The organism is Kluyvera sp., from assembly GCF_965301105.1.
In genome coordinates this window covers 18,447-35,493 of sequence record NZ_CBDKZX010000004.1, presented here as the reverse complement: position 1 = coordinate 35,493, position 17,047 = coordinate 18,447, and the positions used below count along the sequence as shown (strand labels likewise).

The 17,047-nt window shown below is 52.8% G+C and carries 19 protein-coding genes and 2 pseudogenes; all 21 read right to left on the bottom strand.

Annotated elements, in window-relative coordinates; all coding sequences use genetic code 11:
• Nucleotides 1–366: 366 nt before the first annotated feature.
• The 21 genes and pseudogenes from ACW14G_RS02670 to ACW14G_RS02570 all read right to left on the bottom strand — a co-directional run bounded on the left by ACW14G_RS02670 (nt 367) and on the right by ACW14G_RS02570 (nt 17,045).
• On the bottom strand, nt 367–1,164 hold the full coding sequence (locus tag ACW14G_RS02670; RefSeq protein WP_455648464.1) for a CatB-related O-acetyltransferase: 798 nt from the start codon (nt 1,162–1,164) through the stop codon (nt 367–369).
• Between the two features lie 193 nt (nt 1,165–1,357).
• Complete coding sequence (locus ACW14G_RS02665) at nt 1,358–1,933, bottom strand: tail fiber assembly protein (RefSeq protein ID WP_455648463.1); 576 nt, start codon at nt 1,931–1,933, stop codon at nt 1,358–1,360.
• Between the two features lie 11 nt (nt 1,934–1,944).
• Nucleotides 1,945–2,562, bottom strand: a pseudogene (locus tag ACW14G_RS02660) (phage tail protein); the annotation flags it as partial.
• A gap of 132 nt (nt 2,563–2,694) precedes the next feature.
• A pseudogene (locus ACW14G_RS02655) lies at nt 2,695–3,093 on the bottom strand (phage tail protein); the annotation flags it as partial.
• A 2-nt stretch (nt 3,094–3,095) separates the two neighbouring features.
• Nucleotides 3,096–3,650, bottom strand: coding sequence for a phage tail protein I (locus ACW14G_RS02650; RefSeq protein ID WP_455648462.1), 555 nt, complete (start codon nt 3,648–3,650; stop codon nt 3,096–3,098).
• On the bottom strand, nt 3,640–4,560 hold the full coding sequence (locus ACW14G_RS02645) for a baseplate assembly protein (RefSeq protein ID WP_455648461.1): 921 nt from the start codon (nt 4,558–4,560) through the stop codon (nt 3,640–3,642). The genes ACW14G_RS02650 and ACW14G_RS02645 overlap by 11 nt, the downstream gene beginning before the upstream one ends.
• Nucleotides 4,544–4,897 (bottom strand): GPW/gp25 family protein, encoded by a 354-nt coding sequence (locus ACW14G_RS02640; RefSeq protein ID WP_455648460.1) that lies wholly within the window; start codon nt 4,895–4,897, stop codon nt 4,544–4,546. Before ACW14G_RS02640 ends, ACW14G_RS02645 begins: the two co-directional genes overlap by 17 nt.
• Nucleotides 4,898–4,933: 36 nt before the next feature.
• Nucleotides 4,934–6,058, bottom strand: a complete 1,125-nt coding sequence (locus tag ACW14G_RS02635; protein WP_455648459.1) for a contractile injection system protein, VgrG/Pvc8 family — start codon at nt 6,056–6,058, stop codon at nt 4,934–4,936.
• A 1-nt stretch (nt 6,059) separates the two neighbouring features.
• Nucleotides 6,060–6,275: a tail protein X gene (locus ACW14G_RS02630; protein ID WP_347289873.1), complete on the bottom strand. Its 216-nt coding sequence runs from the start codon at nt 6,273–6,275 to the stop codon at nt 6,060–6,062.
• On the bottom strand, nt 6,250–6,711 hold the full coding sequence (locus ACW14G_RS02625; protein WP_455648478.1) for a phage tail protein: 462 nt from the start codon (nt 6,709–6,711) through the stop codon (nt 6,250–6,252). The genes ACW14G_RS02630 and ACW14G_RS02625 overlap by 26 nt, the downstream gene beginning before the upstream one ends.
• 5 nt (nt 6,712–6,716) lie before the next feature.
• The gene (locus tag ACW14G_RS02620) at nt 6,717–8,399 is read right to left on the bottom strand and encodes a hypothetical protein (RefSeq protein WP_455648458.1); all 1,683 of its coding nucleotides are present in this window, start codon (nt 8,397–8,399) and stop codon (nt 6,717–6,719) included.
• A 102-nt stretch (nt 8,400–8,501) separates the two neighbouring features.
• The gene (locus ACW14G_RS02615; protein ID WP_455648457.1) at nt 8,502–8,801 is read right to left on the bottom strand and encodes a phage tail assembly protein; all 300 of its coding nucleotides are present in this window, start codon (nt 8,799–8,801) and stop codon (nt 8,502–8,504) included.
• 54 nt (nt 8,802–8,855) lie between these two features.
• On the bottom strand, nt 8,856–9,362 hold the full coding sequence (locus tag ACW14G_RS02610) for a phage major tail tube protein (protein WP_347289877.1): 507 nt from the start codon (nt 9,360–9,362) through the stop codon (nt 8,856–8,858).
• Complete coding sequence (locus ACW14G_RS02605) at nt 9,359–10,828, bottom strand: phage tail sheath C-terminal domain-containing protein (protein WP_455648456.1); 1,470 nt, start codon at nt 10,826–10,828, stop codon at nt 9,359–9,361. The genes ACW14G_RS02610 and ACW14G_RS02605 overlap by 4 nt, the downstream gene beginning before the upstream one ends.
• A 38-nt stretch (nt 10,829–10,866) precedes the next feature.
• Entirely contained in the window at nt 10,867–11,484 is a 618-nt protein-coding gene (locus ACW14G_RS02600) for a phage baseplate assembly protein V (protein ID WP_419057453.1), read from the bottom strand.
• The gene (locus ACW14G_RS02595; protein WP_455648455.1) at nt 11,477–12,031 is read right to left on the bottom strand and encodes a hypothetical protein; all 555 of its coding nucleotides are present in this window, start codon (nt 12,029–12,031) and stop codon (nt 11,477–11,479) included. Before ACW14G_RS02595 ends, ACW14G_RS02600 begins: the two co-directional genes overlap by 8 nt.
• A gap of 8 nt (nt 12,032–12,039) precedes the next feature.
• A complete protein-coding gene (locus ACW14G_RS02590; protein ID WP_347289881.1) occupies nt 12,040–12,696 on the bottom strand; it encodes a hypothetical protein in 657 nt (218 codons plus the stop codon).
• 1 nt (nt 12,697) lies between these two features.
• The gene (locus ACW14G_RS02585; protein ID WP_455648454.1) at nt 12,698–13,054 is read right to left on the bottom strand and encodes a head-tail joining protein; all 357 of its coding nucleotides are present in this window, start codon (nt 13,052–13,054) and stop codon (nt 12,698–12,700) included.
• 50 nt (nt 13,055–13,104) lie between these two features.
• Entirely contained in the window at nt 13,105–13,389 is a 285-nt protein-coding gene (locus ACW14G_RS02580; RefSeq protein WP_455648453.1) for a capsid cement protein, read from the bottom strand.
• 67 nt (nt 13,390–13,456) lie between these two features.
• Nucleotides 13,457–15,535, bottom strand: coding sequence for a ClpP-like prohead protease/major capsid protein fusion protein (locus tag ACW14G_RS02575; protein ID WP_455648477.1), 2,079 nt, complete (start codon nt 15,533–15,535; stop codon nt 13,457–13,459).
• The gene (locus ACW14G_RS02570) at nt 15,525–17,045 is read right to left on the bottom strand and encodes a phage portal protein (RefSeq protein WP_455648452.1); all 1,521 of its coding nucleotides are present in this window, start codon (nt 17,043–17,045) and stop codon (nt 15,525–15,527) included. Before ACW14G_RS02570 ends, ACW14G_RS02575 begins: the two co-directional genes overlap by 11 nt.
• Nucleotides 17,046–17,047: the final 2 nt, after the last annotated feature.

The following is a 17,047-nucleotide window of genomic DNA, read 5'->3' as shown; positions in this document are numbered from 1 at the left end:
TTGAGCGAGTCCATGCTAATGTAGCTAACGGGCTGGCTCAGCACTCAAAAACCATGTGCTGCGCCCTCCATCACACCGATTTTCGAGACCGGAAGCAACTCACCGTAAATCAAAAAGTTACCTTTGATAAGTGGTATATCCATCTATTTTCATATCTATTATATTCAATAAGTTACCCATTTTTCACCAGATAGTATACCAACATGAATGAGCAATTTACCCTATACTTGCGACAGCGCCACGGCATGAACACCTGGCCTATAACAGAAACTTGCATTTACATATCGTAAGTTGCTGCATTAGAACTCTAGTTAGTAGATTAGCCGAGTTGCTTTAAACCAACCTAAAATAATGGTTAGTCATGTTTTACACTTCACTTAACGCCTTACCTAAATTTATTTTATTGTAATTAATCGGCGTTAAATCACCTCTTTCAATGTCTAATGATAATTTTTTTATAAAATAGCCGATGTCATCACAATATTGATTGTCAGGTAAATCTGTAAATCTATAATTCCACCACTTTAATTCTAACAACTCGTTAATAACTGATTCTGAAAATCTATATTTTATTATTCTAGCAGGAACTCCAGCAACTATTGCATAAGGAGGAACATCCTTTGTCACCACTGAATTTGCCGCGATAACTGCACCATCTCCAATTAGGACCCCTGCCTTTATTAAAGCACCGTCTGCAATCCATACATCATTACCAATTACAGGACCAGATACAACAGTCTCATGTGGTTTTATTTTCCAATCACCACCTAAATTTTTTGCTATTTTTTCAAACTCTTTTCTATATGTTAATCTGCTTGTAGTGAATCGATTATAAGGATGCTGCCCTCCCATAACTTTAGCACCACTAGAAATACTGCAGTAGCGACCAATTACGACACTATTGTTAAAGTTGCACGCAGGTTCGGAAAAAGCGCCGACAGAACAAAATCCACGAAATGGCATCATTGAAAATTCTTCTGCAAAAATATCGCCATGAATATTTATTTTCTCACCACGATTAAACAATAATAAATTACGCCTAGAATAAACCCCTTTTACTTTTTTCGATGTCCCTCCCTGAACGAGATAGACCTTATTGTCCATAAGATATTCCTCATGGGATTTTTTCCATCTAAAAGAATAAATAGGGGTGGCATTTTTCATGGTGTTTGCCTCTAGAAATAAAAGCGAATCCTATCACCATTCAATAAAACATTCAATACCAGGTTCGGAATGCAATCTCTTTATCAATGATAACTTGCTGTTTAAAGAAATATAGCGCCATTGCCAAGGCGTAGGAGTTACATTTTGATTTGCGAGAAAATACAATCATCCATCAATTATAATTATTATAGCTTTATCGTGGAGAAACAGGCCATATAATCGACTGGTATCTAGTTTCATCCTTGACTTCTGACAAATCAAGCTCCTTGATGTTTTTTATATAAGACCACCAACTTTTCAATCGAGTCTTATCTTGTTCTGAGATCATCCCCAACTGTAAATCAATCAACCAATCAGCAATGGTTGTATTTGCCTCAGTTAGTAAACGCTGCCGTTCCGACTCAGCTTTATTTGTATACATCGCTACAAGATCCGTAACCCATGCTGTCCCATTCCAATTTTGATATTCACCGTCAGGGGCTATGGTCGTTACATTAGTAGGTAGTGCACCCAGCAAAGAGATGCAAATTGGTTCCGCAGTCTTAGTATTGTAAACTGTCAATCCTCGATAATCTTCGATAAGACACCAAGTTTTTTTGCTTGAATCAAATACAGCGACTTTTCCAGATGGAATATCAGGAGGAGTAACATCCGTACTATGTGCAGGCAGTCCTGTATGCGGGGAAATGTATGCCTCGCCGCGCCCAATATATTCATTGGTATCAGCACGCAGGTTAAATATCTCTATTATCTGTGCTTTGTCACTCATTGTAAAAGTCATTATGCAAGTCTCACTAAGTAATTGTATGCGATATTTTTGACAGTGTTTTCTGTATTACCTGTAGCTGTCACATTGATGGTATGACTATGTGCTCCCATAACAAGATTATGTGTATGAGCACCAATATCTAACGTATGATTATGTCCCCCGATCCAAACAGTGTGCGCATGGTCACCAGCGTAACTCGTCGAAGGCCAAGCAGTGGCATTACCACTACCATCTGCTGCAGAAGCGCCATGACTATCCGACTCAAGAATACTAAACGTATGTGTATGCCCGCCCGTTGTGTTTGTTGTTTTAGTTCCGTAGTCAAATGCACTTGATGTTCTAGTGCCATAGTCAAATGAAGCAGTGGATTTTGTACCTAAATCAGTATTTTCTGCAGTTGCTATATGAGTATGAGATTTAATACCATCCTGCTCTTGAGATAACACCTCACGTCCACTAGCTGGTTTACCTTTTACCATCCATCCCCGCATGTCAGGAATTATGCCAGATGGATAGGCGATTGCTAATTTCTGATATTTTTTTGTATCAAATACCTGCCCTTGCATAAGGGCATATAATTCGGATGGTGGTGTATCAGAAGGCCATGGAATCGGAGCTCCAACTGGATATACATCATTTAATTCCAGTACAGATAATTCCTTCAATCCTAAATATTCTCGTGCCTCTACAACATCCTTAACATCACCCAAGTTGGCATCCTGGCGCAGGAATAATCCCTCGCCAGTGGCGACGTTCAGTTCAATTTCAGCTGTATCAGAAACCGCAAGACGGAACTGAAGGCTGATGCTGACCCCTTTTTGCGGCTTTTCAATCGCCGCGCAGTTCGCCACGGCATAGAGCTCTCCGGCATCCGTCAGTAATCCGGCTTCCCGTACTGTAAATCCGCCACTACTGGCCGGAATAACAAGGTGTGCGATGAACTGGTTATCCTGTTCCGGCGATACCTCAAGCGAGGAAATGGTGCCCCGGTAAACTTCATTAATAAGCGACGTTCTGACTGGATCCGGAATGGTCGGCTTACCATTACCATCACCAATGACAAAATTCTGAATGATAACCGGGATCCCTTTTGCAGATGACTCTGCTTCAAGTTCCTTTCCCCGGATGGTGAGTGTGCTGTAATACCTGGTGTCCGCCATGCTTATTCTCCGGCTTCAATAATTGCATCAATCCATGCAGTGAGCGCACCGCCAGTATAAAATGCCCCTTCAGCGCCAAGATCAGCAATCACATCAATGCTGCTGAGTTGGCTGCGCAGATTCTTGGCTTTATCCACCTGCCGCCGGATACGTGTATAGAGCGCATCATTTATCGCCTGAAGGCTGTAGACTTCAATGCGAAATGTATAGGGCAGTCTCTTTGGTTCATCCTCCCACCATTCAATTACGGTTGTGGGCAAATCAACTGCAGATAATGACCGTCGGACAGCGCCAGCAGTTCCCCGGTGCTGGTGAACATACGCTGCATCCTTTATGACTTTACGCTTTTGTTCCTCAGTCCAGCTATCCTCCCAGAAATCAACCGCAAACTCCCAGGCGAGCCATGGCAGAAGATGTGCGGGACAGGTATCGGGATTTTTCGCTTTCCGTACCATGTCTGTATCCAGTGACAGAATTAACTCTCCCCCAGCCTGCTCCTGAGCTCTCTCAGCCTGAATAGCGCCAGGCGGCAGCAGGGAACGATATTTATTCGCCATCACTACTTTCCTCTGAGCGTGTAACGTTAATCCCGGTACACCATGGCGCCGTGCCCGCGACCGCTTCCAGATCGGTGACAGGCGACAATAACCTCACCCTCGTTACCCCGGGTTGCTGTAGCGCCGCATAGATAGCAGATAATGGGACCAGCGCCCTGATTCTATGGGATAGAAGCGTATAGGCTCGTAATGCATCAGTGGCATTAGCCAGTACAGTTTGTGCATCGGGCCCCTCAGGGATCTCCAGTTCAGCAGTCACTTCATAACTGGCAATCAGGGCACTTTTCACAGACACAAAGTCGGTCAAGGGGCGGATTTCATCCGCGCTTAGCCTGCTGTTAACCACCTCGAGCAATACGTCTGACGCAGTCCCGTCGCCGGTTCGGGACAGGACATATACGTCAACCTCACCCGGCCTGTCGTGGGTTTCCGGACCATAAGCATCAGCATCTAGCACATCTTCATCTGCCGATTTCGCGTGAAAGCGGTACGCATTACGCGCGCCGGCCGTGTTGAGCTGCGCCCAGGAAAGCTGGATGCGTTCCCGAAAGGCATTATCATCTTCCAGCACAGCATCAACTGGTGGAACGGCATCGGGATCGGCTGGCGTAATAACAAAGCGCTGTACGTTAAAAGCCGCACCAATTTGATCCAGATCGTCTCCTTTAGCGCTGGCAAGGAAGACCGCGCGCACCGCATCGTTAACCCGCTGAAAGGCCAGTGTCAGCTGGTAAGCGTTCACCTCTCCCTGTTTATAGGTCGGATCCGACTCCACCAGCGCATCAAATTCAGGATCCAACTCGCGAAGACGTGCAAGCCATCGTGAAAAAATCTCTGCGGCATCCGGCGTCACAATGGCGTCCGGAACGGCCAGTTCAGACAGGTTAATTACGTCATAGCTGCTTGCCATAAATCTTTACTCCTCCAGTACTGATGGGTAGGCCGTTCTCAGTATTCACCCCCTCAATTTCAACCTCACACCCGACTCCACTTTCCGGAAAGGAAACCACAACGCGGTTAACCTTCAGACGCGGTTCCCAGCGTGCAAGCGCCGTTGCCGTCGCCGCGATAATACGCAACCGCGTCAGATCATCCCGGGGGTTATCCACCAGCGAAAACAAATCGCTGCCGTAATCCCTGACCAGAACACGGCTACCGATCGGAGTTGTCAGAATATCGCTGACTGACTGGCGCAAATGCGCAGCACCAGACAGGCGTTTGCCAGTCCGGTTATTAACACCGTTCATGATTTTTTCCGTATGTTGTTAACTTAAAGCGGTGGGTTAGCCGAAATAGTTCGGGCCAGATTTGTCTTTACTGCTGGATTGTTTCGATGATTTGGCAGTTTTACGGATATCCACAACCAGGTTGTAAGCGTAACTTAGCCCCGCTGACGTCAGAGAAAAAGTCAGCGATTCCACATTCCAGTCGCGATCCTCACGGGAACCAAAACCCGACGTTGTGACACCTGATTCAGCGGTCAGAGCAATATGCTTAGGCCGGCAGGGGCCGCTAAGTGACATTTTCTGCTCATTACGTTGCGCCTGTGTTTTACGAGATTTAGCATGCTGATCTGCGGTAGCTTTTGCCGGTTGAGTATATGGGTTCGTCAGGGATGGACCGTCGTGATCAACTGTACTCATTTTGGTCCGACCATCAGCCTCGTCATAATAACGCACCCCGATTTTCCCTTTTCCTTTCTCGCCCGCGTCCTTTCCTGTCGCTTTTCCGGTTGAACTCCCGCGCTGCCCTTCGCTGTATGACCAGTTTGATACCTCTTCAGGTGTGATTATTATGCTGCCAATCTGTCTGCCTGACGCAGTGGCCATTGCCCCTTGTTTCAGAAATAGCCAGAATCCGCCGGCGGGTTTGCTGACGGCATTATAGGTCCGGGCCAGACGCGACAGGAGATTGGCATCTGACTCAGCAACCTGGTCCACGTGGTCAATATGAATATCAGCCAGCTCTGCGGCCACTTTAGGCATCAACCCGTTATCGGCGGCCACCGTCTTAATCAAATCAGCCAGTCGAAGATTATCCCAGCTGCGGGTTTTATGGCTTGTCACATCGCCAGGTTGCTTCTGCGCGTTCATTGGCGCCGCAGTGGCGTAAATCTCTATCCGTCTCGGTGGACCACCACTGCCCACACCCGAGACGACAAACCAGCCTTTATCCACCAGATTGTCATTAAACCCCAATGCCAGCCGCAGGCGAGCGCCTTTAGATGGCAGCGCAAGGGTTTCAGACAACAACGTGATTTTTAATTCATCAGCTTTTGCCGTTGCGCCACCGTTATCAGTCAGCACCAGTTCAGCCAGGCACTCACGCAGCGCGCGGGTAATATCCCGCCCCTCAGCACTGACGCTGAACGCCGGCGCGTACTCCGGATTTATGATTTGCTCAGTCATGTTACTCCCAGAGGCTAAAAGGTGATTCAGCCACCGGCGGGGTAAGATCTGGCATGGTAATGAACAGACCCGCCGGATAAACAGCACCCAACGCCGCCAGCCCTGGATTAAATTCCAGAACCTGCGTCAGTATTAGAGACAGGTTTTCCGTACCGTAATGCGTGGCGCAGATAGCATCCAGTACATCCCCGTCACGGGTTTGATATATCGTCGGCATAATGTTTCAGCGTCATCGTCCAGTTTTTGTTGCGGTGGCCGCCCCCCGGTAGAAAGCGGGTAGACGTATCAGAGAAATCGATAATCACCCACCAACCCATCACATCCCCGGCACCGCTGACCAGTTGTTGAGGCTTTTTCTGGTCAGCCAGGTCATAGAGATCGTTAACCGCATCCACGCCCTTTCGGAAAAAGGCATGAGTCTCACCCTCAAGACGTACAGTGCGGCCTGGCTTGCCCGTGTACTGAAGCAAGTCCTGTTTGCCAATGCGCTCCTGATCGCTCCAGCGCCAGCTGGCCTCGCGCGTGAGCTGGCTGTATGCCGTGGTGTCTATAGAGAAAGCAAAGTCACCCAGCATCATCATGACGCGCGCCTCTTGAGCGCCACGGGTAGCCGATGACTGCACTCGTCCAGAGTCTTCGATAAGGGGAATTATTTCACTCACCAGATATCGCCTCCGTCTGTCATGCTGTTATTGCCAGTAAATGCCGGGCTGGTTTTCGTTACGCCCACCACGGCATCCGCAACAGATTGCTCGCTTTGTCCAGGAGCCGCGTTAATTTCAAAATGATAATCGAATTTGCGGTTGTCGGTGATCTGCCGCTGTTCCGCTTGCTTATCGGTCGCGTCCAGGCGCTGTAGCAACGAATCCCAGTAACCACTCCCGCCGGACGGATCTTCTCCGGTACCCGGCATATTGTTTTTAAAGGCTCCAGCCCAGTCGAACCCGCTGGATTCTGGTGTCAGATAGTCATTAAGTGACTTATCGAACGCCTCGTTATCATCTCTGAAAAAACCGCGTGTCAAGGTATATGACTGCTTGACCCGGTCCGGAAGATCAGGGTGTTGTTGCAGTTGCTGGTCGAACCAATCACCCTGCCCATTACGTTGTGCGGTCATTCTGGCGATATCAACTGAACCGGTCATTGCCAGTGATTTCAACACATCCTTTTGCTCCCCCCGTTCATCAGGAAGCATCCAGGAGAGTTTTTTCGCCAGGGCATAAACAATTTTTCCCACGAACACCACACCCTGCCCGAAGGTCAGCACACCGGGATAAAGCTCATTACGCAGGAAGCTGACGACTTTACTGATACCTCCGCCCTTAAACCACTCCGCCAGATCATCGGTCAGACGGCGGATATCCGGTGCAAGCTCGTTGCCCAGTTGTCCGGAGATTTCGGCAATGGCAGATGACATAACCGTCCGCAAATTGGTAATGGCCCGGTTACCTTCCACCGCTCCATTCGCGCCTTCTTTGGTCACCATGTTGTAGCGACGCTGCTCGTCCATCAGGTCGCGGTAACTTCTCCCGGACTGCTTGATAAGCATCAGCAGCTTACTGGCCTCGCCACCGAAAAGAGAATCCAGCGCAAATGAGGATTTAGAATCATCTTTCAGGCTCAACGCGCGTTCAACAATCTTGTCAAACTGCGCCATATTGCTCAGCCCGGCAAAGTCACCCGCTTTAAATCCCAGCGTTTCAAACGCATCCTGCAGTGACCCCTGCTTGCCGTTCTGTTTATACTCCCCGGCTTTATGCAGATACTCTTCAAAGAGATCGCCAATGTTCTCCCCGTTCATATCGTACTGTTTCGCCAGTGTATCCCAGGCGTTAAACGTACCAATATCAACACCATAACTTCTCGCCACGCCAGTCTGTCTGGCGGTTTCGGCATTCGTCGCTACAGGGGCAATAAGTGAGCCCATGGCCGTCGCGATCATCCCCCCCCCACCAATGGCAAGTCCTGGTGACATCATGCCGCCCAGTTGACCGGCAATACCCAGCCCGCGGCGAAATAGCCCTTTTCCGGCCCCTTTAAAAGCCGCCATCCGCTGCGCCTTTTGCATCTGGGCATTAAGCTTTTGCTGCTCGTTTTCTGTTTTACGGATCTCCCGGGACACATCGGTATAGCGGCGTTTCAGATCACCGAGACTCTCCCCGGCGATCTTCGCACGCTTAATTTCAGCCGCCAGTTTCGTCTGGTCTTTGGTCAGCTTTTCAGACTGTTTACCAACATCCTTCAGGCTTTTTTGCAGGCTACTGGCGGAACGGTTCCACGAACTGTCAATATTGCCGCCAAACGTAATGACGGCCTTAAGATTCTGGCTTGCTCCTGCCACGGTTTACCACCTCAAGTTCATCAAAAAGAAAATCGGAGAACGTACTGAAAGGCATATCGAGGTAATCCCCGAGTGGAAAATGCAGACGGCGGCCGAGAAACCTTACTGCCCGGAGGAGCCCTCTTTCGGACGCTCCCCGGGCGGGAGCATAAAAACATTAAAGGTGTCCAGCAGGCGGGCATAGTCCGCTGCAGTCAGTTGCCAGATATCCTTTTCTTCAAGGTTGCAGAGCTGCGCAATCATGCGTGCCTCTTTTTCCTCTTCATTGCCACGGTCCTTCGAGTGAGCAATGCGGTCACGCACCAGCGGCTCGCGCATGGTGATGGTGTCAAGCGTGACACCACTATCCAGCGCGACAGGTGAGTGAAGTGTGATAATGCGGGTTTCACCGGGAAAACTCATGAATGTCTCCTGAAATAAAAACGGCCCGCAGGCCGTAGAAAGAATGAAAGAGATTTACAGTCGGACCTTCGCCGCCAGTCCTGCCAGAACGTCAATTCCGTTCACGCGGCGCGCAAAACGCTCAGTGTCGATAGCAATCAGTTCACGGCCATCGAGAGTCTGCCGGTAATAGCTCACTGCAATATCAACCGTGATGGCATTCTCTGACATGTTGTCCTTACCGCGCGCATCCGGTGTGACGGTATGCACGAAGCCTTCGATTTCCTCGATAGTGCCCCGTGCGGTCCCGTTGGCCAGATAGCCCTGGTAGGCAGTGAAGCGTGGGCGGCTCCCGCTGACAAATCCAAAGGCTGTCAGCATATCCACATCCAGACCATAGAATTTAAGCTGGCAGGTCAGCGCTTCCATCCCGTCATCAACGGGTGTAGGCGCATCCTGGGCACCGGTGCGCAAGTCTGTCTTGACGATGGCCAGCGCCGGTGGCGTAAATTCATGTGCCCCCTGAATACGGATCCCCTGACGGAAGAAGGTCCAGACACGTAGTGTGTTTTTATCGCTCATGCTGCAAGCATCTCCTCAAGCGCATAGTTATTGTTCACCCGGACGCGCAGGCTGATAAGTTCAGTCGGCGATTTCGGCCCAAAGTCATAATTGATGTACAGGACACCCGATGCCATGGTTTCCGCCGTGTTCAGTTCTTCATCCAGCCAGGCCCGCCCACCGAAAATGGCACCAAGACCCACCAACTGGCGCATATAAGCATTGATGGTGCCAATAATGTCATCAGCATTTTCACGATCCAGCGGACGATCGACATACTCCAGCATGGTCTCCTGAATGCTGTCTTCTATGACGTCAGCCGAGCGGCGGACTGACTCAAAGCGCCACTGCGGGTCGGTCGCGCAGAGTCTGTTGCCCCAATGCTTAAAGCCTGCGCGGCGAATGATGGTAGAGACGTTCTGCATATTGAGCAGGTTGGCATCGCAATTTTCCTCCCCAAGGATAAATTCATCGATCTGCTCTACACCAAGAATGTTTTTAATTTCCTGGTTCGATTTGCTCCACCACCAGCCCTTCTCGTAGTCAATACGCGCACGCAGACCCGCCGCTGAAGGCGAGTAAGGACGGTAAACCAGCAGGCCGTCTGTATCGCTGATTTGTACACGTGGACGTAGTAGCTCAGTTCTTGCACCGTAAGACTGGCGACGCTGCACCACCTCCTGCAGGGTGGCACCGGCCGCACAATCCACGTAAGCTACCGCGCGAAGTTTTCCTGCCATCGTTTCCAGCGCCTTGCCTGTGGCATCATCTTCGCTAAACCCTGGGGCAATCAGGATCCGGGGCTGATATGTCGTGACTGACCGGCTGGAGGATAGCGCGCCGATACCAGCGGTGACCGCGGCACGCTGTTTGCTCTGGTCATCAACTTCAGCAACACGAACCACCACAGCCAGCGCATTTCGCTGATCGTTAATTTCCGTCAGCGCTTGTTTCAGCGTACCTTTATCGCCAAGGCGCGACAGCATGGTGGTTCCAACAATCGCCACCGGCGTATTCAGTGGAAAAGGCTCATCCTCCCCCCCCGCCAGCTGCAAGCTGAACGGAACAACCAGCCCGGCACCTTCCCCTGTGGCCTTAACTTTGCTTTCCGCGACAGCCTCAACAGCACTAACCACCTCATCCGCTGTCGCCGTCAGCACACCGTTGTCATCACATCCCAGCGTGATAGTCAGCATCAGCGCTGCTGCATCCCAGACAACAGCCGTGGGAACAGCGGCGGGATTATCAGAATCCGGGATAGCCGCCTGCGCTACAACCCGCAACACATTGCCAGCTCTGCCGACTAGCGTGGCCTCAAAATTCACCACATTATCCAGAATCGGGGTCCCCGACGTGCCGCTGGCCGCTGCCCCCGCCGACGCATCCGGCGCCGTCCCCACCAGACCGATAATTGCAGTCTGGATCGTCGTGACGGCCACTGTGCCCGACGTCAGTTCGATTGTTTCAACACCATGTAACTGAGCCATGTTTTATCTCCAGGCGTAAAAAAACCTGCCGTAGCAGGTCACATTGTTTGATTTGGCTTCCCGGTGGTTCCACCGCTGTCTCCGTCGTGATCATGAAGGTTATACTTTTCACGGATTTCACCCATGCTGCCGGTACCGTCGGAGATATCCTCCGTTGCACCAAGGCTTCCGGTCACCTGCGCCCCTGATTCCATCGTCGTTTTTCCCTTAACGGTCAGGGTCTCCGTGATTTCCACCGGGCCGTCCAGCGTCCCTTTGCCGACAATGGTGTATGTCCCGGCCGCAGCCAGGGTGATCGTCAGCGCATGAGCTTCTCGGTCATAGCGGATTTCTGTGCCATCGCTGTACCGGGTGATATGTTCACTTTCACTTCCCTCAGGGGTCGGACTCCCGCCGGTGTTCCACCCGGGAAACACGCGCCCATTATTTAATTCCCCCGCCTCCGACAGAACTGTAACCGCATCACCGACCGCATAAGGATTGGAGTCCGAGCGGTTAGCGCCAGAGAATCCCTGACACAGAGGAAGCCAGGTGGTGACGATATCGCCCAGGTCAACCCGGCATTTCGGCATCTTGTCATGACGCACGGAGTGTATGACGCCCCGTCGTACCAGATTTGCCAGCCGGCGTTGCAGGTCGCCCTCAATATCACTCATCGAAATTTGTCTCCCAGATCCTCCAGTAATCATCCACGTGCGCGCGGCCAACTTCGGGCGCTTTACCCAGCCAGACCTGATTGAGCGGTACGCCGTGACTGGCAAACGGATCCATACCAAACGCTGCTGCCTGAGTGAACGAAATACGCCATACCAGGTAATCGTCCATACGGGGATCGAACTCATCGCGCTCTGCTGACGTAAACACCGCTGGTTCGATATTACCCAGGCCAAACTGCTGCCCGTCAATCCACTGAGTAATGTCTGCCGCCGCTGTACGCACAAAAATCTCCGGGATAGAGGTGCCAGCTCCGGCAGCATCCACCACCACAAACAGATCGCACGTCAGCCCGATGTTAAGCTGGCCTTCATTGCCTCCGGCCTGCTCCCAGCTATTGATAGTGAAATACACCGCTGGCGTTACAAGGCCGGAAAAACGAGGTACATTTTTTTCCGGGTAAGCGTCAGCATCCCGAACCCAGCTAATTTTTTTCAACGCGGTGATCACCGCATCGTGATACAGCCCCAGCAGAAGTGGCTCAGCCATTTTTCACCTCATACCGAAATTTTTGCCTTCACCCTTCCGCGGATGTCGCTTTCAAAGTGATGCATAAAAATATCCATCGCCTCCGCAAACGCATTGTCCTCTACGTAATTCAGCATGGGTTCGTAAATATCCACTTCCGCCTCCCGGGTTCGCCGCGTTTGCGGATCACGAATCACAACCGTTCGCTGCTTGTCACGGCGCGACCGGGCGACCTCCCCGTTGGTGAACGTCTGAGAGGGCAGCAGATTGCCTTTAGGTGCAAAACCCGCCTCCTGCGTCTGTCTGTTAGCTTTGATATAACGCCCTGTCGATTTATCCCGACGGGAGTGGCGAGGACGGATCCGTCCGGAAATGCGCCCCTTTAAATCCTTCACCTTGATAGCGTTCAGACCGAACCAGAGACGGAAATTATCCAGTTGTGATCCCCTGTCGAGTCGGAACGACAACAGACGGCGGCGCACAAGATTCATACTTCGTGGTGCCAGTCCGTCCTTCAGGTCAGCCATCGCCTTTTTCCGAAGCGTTGCAGCCGTTCGGCTGAGCGCTCGCGTGTAGGCAGCCCGGAATTGTTTCTGGGTGGCGCCAATCTGGTCAGCAATACGCCAGATTGCATTCACATCAATATCAACGGGTAAATCCCGTCGCAGGCGCGATTCACGGGACATATCAGCTCCATTTATCAATAGCCGGTTGAGGTTTACCCGGCTCACCATACGCCAGCGTGACGCGTGTCCGCCCCTCTTCATCGGTACCGACGTGCGTAACACGGTACGCCACCTGGTTCATCACCACGCTATCGTGCTTTGATAATCCGACAATATCCGCTGTCATGGCGCTGAATGCCGGTGAGTGGTCCTGAATTTCACCGCCACCCGGCACGCTGACAGGCGCATCCGGCGATTCAAAAATCACCGTCACCGCGTGCTGTTCATCGCCGATAGACAACATGGCTGGAACCTCTTCGGCAAATGCCCGGCTTATCCGGGCATCCGCTTTCATCAGACGTTCGCGAAAACGATTCATCAGTAACCCAGTCGAACGGGAACCTGATCCACATCGGCAGCAGCATCCGCCTAGGCGGTACCTGCAAGGGAATTCGGTGCTTCAGCCGTGCCGGCTTCGATGCTCAGCTTACCGTCAACCAGATACAACTTCTGGCCGACAGCCACAGCCTCAGCTGCTTTTGGCAAAGTAAACACTCCGGTCGTGTGCAGCACTCCCCATTCCCCCGGAGAGATATCCCCGTGCGCCACGCCAACCAGAGTGCCAGCGGCAACCGATTCGCCCGACAGAATCGTCGCCGCACCCGCGTTAAGAAAGTCGAGAGTGTGACCATCCTGCTGATAATTTGTAGCCATTGTAATTCTCCGATAAAAGGCAGCCTGGCTGCCTTCAGATAGAAAAAAACCGCCAGGGCGGCGGTCATTATTTTTTGGTGACTTTAACCAGCCCGCGCCAGTCAAGCGGTGCCACACCAGCATCAATGCGCACCTTAAAGGCCGCGCCATCAACGGTGAAGCCCTGCTGCTGTTCCAGATAAGGCGTATCAATACCGTCCAGATACGCCACTTCAATGGTGTCGCGTCCCTGCGCAGCGGTCAGGTAGTAATCCGTCGGGCTGCTGTCATCCAAGCGAGCCTCGGAAGCCACCGTCACAAAGTTCTGGATTGGGTTCACGATACCGCTGTTGGCATCTGCGCCCGGTACGCTTGCAGATTTGATCAACTGGTTTGCCCGTGACTCAATTGCCACTGGCGTCAGCATAAAGGCCGGGCGAATGTTCAGACGGCGATCGCCCGATTTTTGCAGCAGCATCGCCTTACGCGCCGTATCCAGGCCTTCGATACTCAGATCGGCGGATACAAGATTGCCATGATCGGCGTGGAACAGCGGCTTACCATCGGACATCTTCGGGTTGCTGGTCAACACCGCCCACACCAGATCGCCCACGGTAGCACGGGCAGCAAGGCCCATTGCCTGTGGGATACGGGTCAGCATGTCCAGGTCATCGTTGATGATTGTCTGGCGGTCAATGCTGAAAAGTTCTCCGTAGGTCGCCAGGGCAATTGGCTCGCCGCGATCCTTAATGGTGACATATTTATATTCTGCCCCGGCGCGGACCTTACGAAGCGATGCCAGCGATTCCAGACCGACGCGGTGCGCAGTTTTGAAATCGGTCAGCGTGCCTTTACGGGTCCACTGTTCAAAGGTTTCGGTGGCTTCATCCCAGCCCATCAGAGCCGCTTTGTGTGCCACATCCATCAGGATATTGCCAAAATCGCTGCTGCTGTGGGTGAACGCCAGGCCGACCATCGCCTGTGCCGTGCCTGCGCCGGAGATACCGATACCGCGATCGACAAGGGAGGCGCGTGCCAGTTCGCGCAGGGTGTAACCGTTGTATGCGTTATCCTTCTCGGCCTGCGCATAGCCCGCGCGGGTCATTACTGCAGCACGAATGGAATCACCAACCAGATTGCCATTACCGGCATAAAGATGAATTGCGCCCGGACCAGCGCTCGGAGTGGTGCCCGCCGCCAGCGCCTGCAGCAGTTTATTGCGGGCTTTTTCAGCGTTGCAGGTGAAGTCGGCCAGGCATTCAGCCTTCAGCGTCGCGAAGGCCGGGAACGCCTCAAATACGGCTGAGACGGAATTCACACGCTCCGCGTTCGCCGTCTGCATCTGGTGTTGCAGCTGCTGGGCCAGCGCGGTGATATCGATATTTGCCATCTGCGGCGCAGGCTGTTGTGGCGCTGGCGGGGTAAGGTTTGCCTGTACCGGCGCTGGCTGATGTACCGGAGCAGGTTGCTGTGGCTGATTCACCGGGGCTTCGGCGCGCGGCGTGAAAAGAGATTTAATCTGTTCTGGCATATTCTGGTAATCCTTCAGTTTATTTTCATTCACACAGGCCGCGGCCTGCAGTTCAGGTTCAAGCGTGTCGGCGAAACCTTTTTCCACCGCCTCGGCACCGTTAAGCCAGGTTTCCGCTTTCAGCATCGCTTCCAGTTCCTCCCGCACCAGTCCGGTTTTGTTCATGTAGGCGCTGAGCATCAGGGCTTCGTTACGATCAAGCCATGCGGCGTAATCGCGCATGTCGTCAGAATCCCCGGCGATACCGCCCCATGGTTTGTGAACCATAATCCAGGCGTTTTCCGGCATGTGCACCGTGGCGCCCGGCAGGCAGACAATCATTGAGGCCATGCTGGCCGCCACACCGTCCACCCAGATATCGATCTTCGCTTTCAACCGAGACAGGGTGTTGTAGATGGCAAAGCCCTGCATGACATCGCCGCCGGGGCTATGGATATGCAAATCCAACGCGCTGGCCTCAAACACCCCCGCCTCTTTACAGTCAGTGACGAACTGCTGGGCAGTAATGCCCCAGTCGCCGATCACGTCATAAAGGAATATTTCGACCCGTCCGGCAGCCAGCGCGCGGATTTCGTACCAGCACTGACCGTTTGCCGCATCGACACCCGCCAGGCTGGCGCGGGGGTCAATCATCATCGTCCGGCTCACGCCGTTTATCGTCTGGTTTTGCCGTTGCATCTGGCATCGCTCCTTTGTCATTGGCGGCGTCGGAATCAAACACCAGCCCGTGTTTACGGTTAAATTCTGTTTCACGCAGTCGCTGGCGCTTAACCTCCTGAGGATTTTTTCCCCTGGCCCGCGCCCATTCCGCTTCGGTACCCGCGCCGCCACGCACAATGGCTTTCCAGGCGTTCGCCTCTTTGCCCGGATCAATCCACGGCATCACCGGCCCGAGATAAAGCGCGTTATAGAGAGAATTCGGATCCACATCCGGCGGGACTTCAACGCCGCTCAGCAACGCCATCGCCAGCCATGCGCGGTAAACGGGCCGGCTGTGCTGGCCGACAAACCACTGTTGCAGGACGTTGTACCCTTCGAAGCTCTCCACCAGCTCCTGACGCTGGGAGCTGTAGGTACCGTTATAGTCCCGGGCAATGCTGGAATAGCTGCCGCGCGTACCTGCGGCCACGGCCCGCATCTGCCCGTTTCGGAATTCGTAGAGATGAACGTTCGGGCGGTTTGATTCCACCATGCCCAGGTCTTCGCCGGGCCGGAGTTCGTCGTAAATCATGCCCGGCGCGATATCGTAGTGACGCTGACCACCGGGCGGTGAAAACTCACTTTCATCGCCAAGAGACTGCGCATCGCCACGCTTGATATAAAACCCCAGCGCAGCGGCAATACGGGCGGCCACGCGCTCGCTCTCTTCATAATCCTTAATGTCTGACAGACGGGTAATGACCCCGTGGATCAGGCTAATACCCCGTAGCTGGTGCAGTCGCTTGCGCTGCGCCAGGTGAAGCATGTTGTCAGCTGAGACGGTTTTGAGTTCAGCGCTGAACCGCGTCATGTTCGCCGGGTGGTATTTGTAAACCCGGTACCCGACAGGGCGGCCCCAGTCGTTCACGATGATGCCCTGCCGAACCTGCTGGCCGGCGGTGCTGTTCAGGTTGAAAGGTACAAAATCCGCCTCCAGCATTTCCAGCGAGAACGGTACGGAGGTGGCATGCTGTAGGCCCGGCACATTGCCCCTGACCAGCTGCGTGAACACTTCCCCGTCACGCAGTGCAGAACGCAACAGCAGGCGCTCGGCTTCCGGCCGGGTAAACATGCCGGTTACTTCCGGACGCACCGACCATTCCGCCCAGAGTGCCGAAAGCTGCCCGGCAAAATCGGAATGGAGATTGCCTTCCAGATCGAGTGGCTGAGGCTCAACATGGATGCCGTGGGCACCGATTACCCGGTCTTCCATTTTGTCGAACAGGCCGATCACGAGGTCATGGTTTTCATCAAGCCAGCGGGCCTGTTCCCGCAGGGACTTGCCTGCTGCAAATACCGAGGTGTCCGCAGACTGGCTTTGCTTTTTGGCCTTGTGCAGCCGTGACGGGTTGGCCGCTTCATATGCATTGAGCCGGAGACGGTCCCGCGCACGCGCTGCTGCCCACCCGGGGGAAATAGCCCCCAGTGTTCTTTCAAGAATGCCCATAA